Annotated in this window: 5 protein-coding genes and 1 pseudogene; 5 read left to right on the top strand and 1 reads right to left on the bottom strand. The window is 70.1% G+C overall.

Annotated elements, in window-relative coordinates; all coding sequences use genetic code 11:
- The 5 genes and pseudogenes from CFP71_RS33280 to CFP71_RS33260 all read left to right on the top strand — a co-directional run.
- Window positions 1-2,901: pseudogene (locus CFP71_RS33280) on the top strand (hypothetical protein); the annotation flags it as partial.
- Window positions 2,885-3,331, top strand: a complete 447-nt coding sequence (locus tag CFP71_RS33275) for a hypothetical protein (protein ID WP_244199941.1) — start codon at window positions 2,885-2,887, stop codon at window positions 3,329-3,331. The pseudogene CFP71_RS33280 and the gene CFP71_RS33275, both read left to right, overlap by 17 nt.
- Entirely contained in the window at window positions 3,331-3,774 is a 444-nt protein-coding gene (locus CFP71_RS33270; protein ID WP_093937897.1) for a hypothetical protein, read from the top strand. The genes CFP71_RS33275 and CFP71_RS33270 overlap by 1 nt, the downstream gene beginning before the upstream one ends.
- A 20-nt stretch (window positions 3,775-3,794) precedes the next feature.
- On the top strand, window positions 3,795-4,661 hold the full coding sequence (locus CFP71_RS33265; RefSeq protein ID WP_093937896.1) for a ferredoxin: 867 nt from the start codon (window positions 3,795-3,797) through the stop codon (window positions 4,659-4,661).
- A 130-nt stretch (window positions 4,662-4,791) separates the two neighbouring features.
- Window positions 4,792-5,070, top strand: a complete 279-nt coding sequence (locus tag CFP71_RS33260) for a hypothetical protein (RefSeq protein WP_093937895.1) — start codon at window positions 4,792-4,794, stop codon at window positions 5,068-5,070.
- A gap of 128 nt (window positions 5,071-5,198) precedes the next feature.
- Here CFP71_RS33260 and CFP71_RS33255 read toward each other — a convergent pair whose 3' ends face one another.
- The gene (locus CFP71_RS33255; RefSeq protein WP_093937894.1) at window positions 5,199-6,356 is read right to left on the bottom strand and encodes a cystathionine gamma-synthase; all 1,158 of its coding nucleotides are present in this window, start codon (window positions 6,354-6,356) and stop codon (window positions 5,199-5,201) included.
- Window positions 6,357-6,388: the final 32 nt, after the last annotated feature.

The following is a 6,388-nucleotide window of genomic DNA, read 5'->3' as shown; positions in this document are numbered from 1 at the left end:
GGTTCGCCGCGCACGCCGGACACGCACGGTCCGCGTACTCCCGACACTCACACCGGTCCCAGCCGCGGCCCTGGCCAGACAGGCCCGGGTGGACGGCCGAACCAGCCGCATCAGCCGCAGCCGGTCGCCCGCGGCAACGACTTCGGCCCCGGCGTACAGCCGCACACCGGCACGCCCGGTTCACCGGGCACGCACGGCCCCGGCAACCGGCCCGGCAACACCGGTCCCGGCAACACGGGGCCGGGCGGCCGAGGCCCCGGGGGCCACTCCGGGCCGCCGCATTCGCCGGACGGTCACGGCCCCGACGGGCACGGTCCGCGTCAGGACCCGAACGGCCACCCCGACGGTTCACCGCACGACCGCGGTCCCGACGGCGAGCCGGATCGTCCGCTGACGCCGGACGAGGTCAACCAGCGGCACTCCGAGGGCACCCCCGCGGGCAGCTCGTACCACCGCGGCGACCCGGACATGGGCGACCTCCCGCACCGGGTCCAGCCGGATCCGGACGGCCGCTACACCGTCGACGTGCACGTCACCCCGGACGGGCACGCCCGCATCGGCAACCGCACCTACACCCCGGAGGAATTCGCGGACATCCTGCGCCGCAACGGGGACTACGACGGCCGCCCGATCCGGTTGATCGGCTGTGACGCGGGCTCGAACGACTTCGCGCGCCGTCTGTCGCGGGAACTCGACACCGAGGTCATGGCGCCGAGCAAACCGGCGTGGACCGACTCGAACGGGCGCGTCTTCTCGTCCGACTACGAGATCGGCCCCGACGGCCGCCCCCGGCCCAAGATCCCGCCGAACGGCGAATGGGACGTCCACAGCCCCGACGGCACCGCCCGCCGGGCGAGCGACGACGGCTTCACCCCGGACACCTCGCACGCGGACAAGCACGACGTGGACGCCGACAGCGCCCGCGACCGCGGCCAGGGCGACGACCACAACCCCCAGCACCAGATCGAGGGACGCTGGGAAGAGCCCGACTTCACCCCGCCCGCGCGCCCCGTCCAGCTGGGCGGCGACCAGTCGTTCTTCGACCCGACGACGCCTCCGCGCAAGCTCGACGCGAACACCCGGTACGACGTCACCGACGCGGACGGCAACGTGCGCAGCCGGGTCTACACCGACGCGAACGGCAACGTCACGCACGTCGACGCCGTCGCGCCGAACAAGCTGCACGGCCCCGGCAACCCGGAGATCATGCGCCCGGCGCCGAACTCCGACTACCGCGTGCAGGTCGGTCATCGGAACGACACCTTCCCGACCGACGCGGACGGCAACGTCCGGACGGTGACGCACACCGACGTGAAGACCCAGCACGGCCGCCAGGACGTGACCAGGATCGACCACATCGAGTCGCCGCCGAAGCCCCGTGACCAGGTGCGGATCGAGGCCGACGACCCGCGGGCGCCCGGCGCGAACGACGCGTTCAGCCGGCGCACCGACCTCGAACCGAACACCCGCTACCACGTCACGGACGCCGACGGGAACCCCCGCGGCAGCTTCCAGACCGACGGCGACCGCAAGGTCAGGTGGGTCGAAACCCCCGAAAGCACACCGGACCGGCCGAACCCCGAACTCCGGGAACCGCTGCCCGACAGCAACTACCGGATCGACCGGGGGCCGCTTCACGAGGAGTACCACGTCGGGCCGGACGGGCGGCCGGAACACGGCCAGGAGTTCAACCCGCCGTCACCGGGCGATTCGGTCCCGCACCCGAACGCGGTCCGGCAGGACCAGCCCTTCAACCGCCTCCACGCCAACGAGGACGGCAGCCCGAAGCTCGACGCGGACGGCAATCCCACGCTCAAGCCGAACAGCGTGCACCAGCCGACCGACGAGTACGGGCATCCGCGCGGCGACTTCTACACCGACGACACGGGGCGCATCACCCACGTCGACACCACCAGTGGCCAACGCGGCCGGACGAACTCCGAGGTGGGGGCCGCCGAGGGCGCGGACATCACCCAGGACGGTCATTACGGCACCAAGAACGCCAGCAAGGTCCAAGATTCCTGGCCCGCTCCCGATCGCGAGCTCACCTACTCGCATCAGCCGCCGCCGGGGAGCAAGGATCCGCGCGGATTCGTCGACGGCGACCCGGACGCGATCAGCGACGCCGAGCGAAAGGCGATCAGCGACAAGATCGCCGCCAAGGATCCGATCGCGGGCCGCGACAACCTGCCGCCCAACACGCGTATCCACGTGGTGGACAAGGACGGCCTGCCCTACGGCTCGTTCCAGACCGGGCCGGACGGCAAGATCACCCACCTGCACACCGGGCAGCCGTTCAACCCGGATCTGAACTATCCGCCGCCCAACGCGACTATCCGCGTCGATCACGGCCTGGAAATGCATGACAAGGACGGCAACCCGTTGAACCGTCGTTCACCGGGCGAGATCCACCGCACCGACGAGCGGGGCAACTCGGTGGTGACCTCCGCACCGCCGGATCCCGGTGGCGCCAGCAATATCCGGCGCGACGGCACGGCGCAGTCCACGGTCGGCGCGGAAGGCGGGAAGGACGCGTCGGGGAAGAACATCGACGACGGCGGCCACCACCGCGGCACGTCCGTCGGCGGCTCCGGCGAAGGGAACAACCAAGGCACGCAAGGCCGCGTGGACAACAGCAACGCGGGCGCCAAGGAGGTCGAAGGGATCTACGACCCCAAGGACAGCTGGTACCAGATGGAGCGGGATCGGGACGACAGCGGCCTCGCCGGTACGTTGGAGAACGAAGATGTCTTCGAGCTCCGGGATCCCGGCGTCAACGACTCGCACACCCGCCAATACCGTGCCTACGGTCCGGACGCCGAAGGCCGGATCTCGGTAATCGTCAGGAGCTTCCCCAATGACCACAACGACCCACTCTGGCCCCGTGACTTCCGGGGGTGAGAGTCACGAGGACCTGATCCAGCAGCTCGGCACCGCGCTGCTGAATCTCGTCCCCGTGGAAGGCTGGCGGCGCATCGACCTGGTCAGCGCGATGACGGTACCGGCGCAGGACCTCGGCCTCACCGTGATCATGGACGACGGTTCCCGGCCGGAGATCGCGCCGCCGCACGAGCTGAACGTGATCCTGGCGAAGCTGCGCACGCTGCTGTACCAGCGCGGCCGCGGCACCTGGTTCTCCGCCCGGATCTCGATGAACCCGCCGGGGGCGATCTTCTACAACTACAACAACGACTACGAACCGGTGCTCACTCCGCCGATGGAGCCGGAACACTACGTCGAAGACCTGAAGATGTTCCCCAGGGATCCTGACCACATCCCGGCTTGGCTCGGCGAGAAGCTCGCGGCGGCGGAAGACAAGGAGCGGAACTGATGCCCATGCCCGTTGTGCCCACGAGCGCGGCACAGGCCAATCAGCTGTTCAAGGAGTTCACCACCTGGATGGTGCATTCCGTACCCTCGGATTACGAGCAGCTGTTCCTCGTCTTCCGTTCCGTGGGCGACTACGTCGAGATCTCCGCCAACGTGCTGACCGTGATGGGGACGAGCACGCCGTGGACGCCGCCAGCAGGCGTCGAGGAATTCTTCGTGCAGCTACGGGACAGCATGGCGCAACCGGGCGAGGGGGCTTGGACCTCCGTCCGCTACCACATGGTGCATCCCGGCGGGTACTCCGTGAAGTACGACTGGGACGGCGAACCCGATTGGGATCACGTCCCGCCAGCCCGGTTCTTCGCTCAGGAACTGGAGCGCTACCCGCGTACCGGCGAGCGCGCGGAGTGGCTTCAGCGACGTGCCGCCGGCCAGGCGGACTGATCATCGGTGAGTGAGGGGACATGAGCCGGCCACAGGCGCCGTTGAACCAGCAGCAGCAACAGCAGCTCGTCTGGCAGATCGGTCATGCCCTCGCGACGCCGCTGCCGCCCGGCTGGCAGCAGATGCGCGTCGAGTACCGGGCGGCGGGCAGGCACGTCGAGGCCGACCTGCTCGTCACCGGTCAGGACGGGCTGCCGCGCCCGGTCCAGCCGAGTCCGGAAGCGGTGCAGCTGCTCGGGAACCTGCGGGCGGGGATGTACCAGCCCGGCCGGGGCACCTGGCTGAGCGCCATCCTGGTCTACGGCTCGGCGACCGTGCTCAGCACCGACTTCCTCGCCGACGTCGAGCCGCCGTGGCGGCAGGCGCCGCCGCCGATCGGGTTCCAGGACGAACTCCGGTTCTTCCCGCGGGCGGAGCAGAACATCCCGCCGTGGCTGCGGCAGCGCATCGGTCTCGACGTCGCTCCGCCCGCCGGGGCGCCGGTGGCCACCCCCGCCGCCGAAACCCCGGAGGACTTGCGCTCACCACGCGTCTACGACGCTCTCGACGAGTCGGGCCGTCCGGTGGTGAACCGTGAGCCGCTGTCCCCGGCCGAACGGGACCGCGTGCTGGAGTACCTCGACGGCGCTCCGGTTGTGCTGGCGTCGCGGAGCTACGACGCCGACGCGTTCGAACCCGACCGGGAACCGTTGGTGCCGTTGAACTTCCGGACGGACGGCCGCTGGTACTGGCCGGGCGCGGTCGCCTACTACCTGCGCGAGCACGACGTGGCCCCCGATCCCGAACTGCTCGGTCACATCCGGGCGTCGCGCTTCACCTTGCCCGAGGTCGGCGAGCCCGAACGCGAACTCGCGGTCGCCGCCATCACCGGACAATCGTCCACTTAGGACTCATCGATCCGGCCGGTGATCCGGACCGCTCGGCGTCCGGATCATGCCACCGGGCGGATACGTCACGTGACAACTTCGCCATCCGGGTACTCTTGACGTCGGCGGCGAAGGCGACCAGGGAGCACACATGGCACGGGGGAACATCGGCAGGGTCCGGACGACCCGCTCCGCCGGGTTGCTCCCGGTCGTGCTGGCGCTCACTTCGGCCGCCCTGCTGACCGGCGCCGCCGTGTACACGGTCGATCGCGCCGGATGCGTGGACCCGGGCCAGTACATCCGGCACGACAACCACATCGAACTCGTCGGCGGCTGCGTGGACGGCGCCGAACTGCCCGCCGCCCCGCAGTGGACCTCGCACGAGGCGGACGCGAAGAGCGGCGCGACACCCGGCAACTTCCGCCCGTAACCGGGCGCTTCCTCCCACCACACCGCGCTGACCAGCGCGAACAGAGCAAGGGACCTTTGCTCACGTTCGTTAGCGTGCTAACCAACGAGAGCAAAGGTCCCTTGCTTCCGCCCTGGGCCCGGCGGCGGTCAGCCCAGGGCCTTGGCCAGATCGTCGACCAGGTCGCTGCCGTCCTCGATGCCGACGGACAGGCGCAGCAGGTTGTCCGGCACCTCCAGGGTCGACCCGGCGGTGCTCGCGTGGGTCATCCGGCCCGGGTGCTCGATGAGCGATTCGATGCCGCCCAGCGACTCGGCGAGGATGAAAAGCTTCGTCTTCGACGCGACCTCGAGCGCGGCCTGCTCACCGTCGACGTGGGTGAACGAGATCATCCCGCCGAACCGCCGCATCTGCTTCGACGCGACTTCGTGGCCGGGGTGCTCCGGCAGGCCGGGGTAGTAGACGCGCTCGACCTTCGGGTGCTTCAGCAGCATCCGGGCGATCAGCTCGGCGTTGTCGCTGTGCCGCTCCATCCGCAGCGCGAGCGTCTTGATCCCGCGCAGGGTCAGCCACGCGTCGAACGGGCCGGGCACCGCGCCCGCCGCGTTGCGCAGGTAGAACAGCTGCTCGCGGAGCTCGTCCTCGTTCGTCAGGATCGCGCCGCCGACGACGTCGGAGTGCCCGCCGAGGTACTTGGTCGTCGAGTGCAGGACGACGTCGGCACCCAGCGAAAGCGGGTTCTGCAGGTACGGGGTGGCGAAGGTGTTGTCGACGACCAGGCGGGCGCCGGCGCCGTGCGCGACCTCGGCCAGCGCGGCGATGTCGGCGATCCCCAGCATCGGGTTCGTCGGCGACTCGCACCAGATCAGCTTCGTCTCCGGCCGGATCGCGGCGCGGACCTCGGCGATGTTCCCCAGGTCGGCGACCGTGTGCTCGACGCCCCACAGGCTGAGCACCTTGTCGATCAGCCGGAAGGTGCCGCCGTACGCGTCGTTGCCGAGCACGAGGTGGTCACCGGGCCGCAGGGTCGCCCGCAGCAGGACGTCACTGGCCGCCATCCCGGACGCGTAGGCCAGACCGTGCCGGGCTCCTTCGAGCGCCGCGAGCGCGACCTCCAGCGCGGTGCGCGTGGGGTTGGCGGTGCGGGAGTACTCGTAGTCGCCTTCGCGCGTTCCGCCGACGCCGTCCTGCGCGTAAGTCGAGGTCTGGTAGATCGGCACGATGACCGCGCCGGTCCGGGGGTCAGGGGTCTGCCCGGCGTGGATCGCGCGTGTCTCGAAGCCCAGCAGAGAGTAGTCGTCGGCCATACGGTCCAGGGTACGACCACACCCTCGAGATC

The sequence above is a fragment of the Amycolatopsis thailandensis genome, assembly GCF_002234405.1.
GTDB lineage: Bacteria > Actinomycetota > Actinomycetes > Mycobacteriales > Pseudonocardiaceae > Amycolatopsis > Amycolatopsis thailandensis.
The sequence above is the reverse complement of the archived record's forward strand: the minus strand, read 5'-3'. Positions and strand labels throughout refer to the sequence as shown.

What these genes read in the sequence shown, in the direction of transcription:
- CFP71_RS33270 (WP_093937897.1), top strand. Translation starts at nt 3,331, where the DNA reads ATGCCCATGCCCGTTGTGCCCACGAGCGCGGCACAGGCCAATCAGCTG.
- CFP71_RS33265 (WP_093937896.1), top strand. Translation starts at nt 3,795, where the DNA reads ATGAGCCGGCCACAGGCGCCGTTGAACCAGCAGCAGCAACAGCAGCTC.
- CFP71_RS33260 (WP_093937895.1), top strand. Translation starts at nt 4,792, where the DNA reads ATGGCACGGGGGAACATCGGCAGGGTCCGGACGACCCGCTCCGCCGGG.
- CFP71_RS33255 (WP_093937894.1), bottom strand. Translation starts at nt 6,356, where the DNA reads ATGGCCGACGACTACTCTCTGCTGGGCTTCGAGACACGCGCGATCCAC.